The organism is Colwellia sp. BRX8-9 (assembly GCF_014077245.1).
In the GTDB taxonomy this organism is placed as follows: Bacteria; Pseudomonadota; Gammaproteobacteria; order Enterobacterales; family Alteromonadaceae; genus Colwellia_A.
Map to the genome: position 1 here is coordinate 1 of NZ_JACGVN010000096.1, position 209 is coordinate 209.

Genomic DNA, 209 nt, shown 5'->3' on the forward strand with positions numbered 1-209 from the left:
ATGGTGGAGCTATGCAGGATCGAACTGCAGACCTCCTGCGTGCAAGGCAGGCGCTCTCCCAGCTGAGCTATAGCCCCATCGGGATTCTTCTAATTTGTTATCATGTAATTTGTGTAGACACTCGTGAAACCGAAGCTTCCATTAAACTGTTTTTACTTCAAGATAAGGAGGTGATCCAACCCCAGGTTCCCCTAGGGTTACCTTGTTAC

General features: G+C 47.8%; 1 tRNA gene. It reads right to left on the bottom strand.

What is annotated here, in order from left to right:
* Position 1 precedes the first annotated feature (1 nt).
* Positions 2 to 77, bottom strand: a tRNA-Ala gene (locus tag H4J70_RS20390).
* Between the last annotated feature and the right edge of the window lie 132 nt (positions 78 to 209).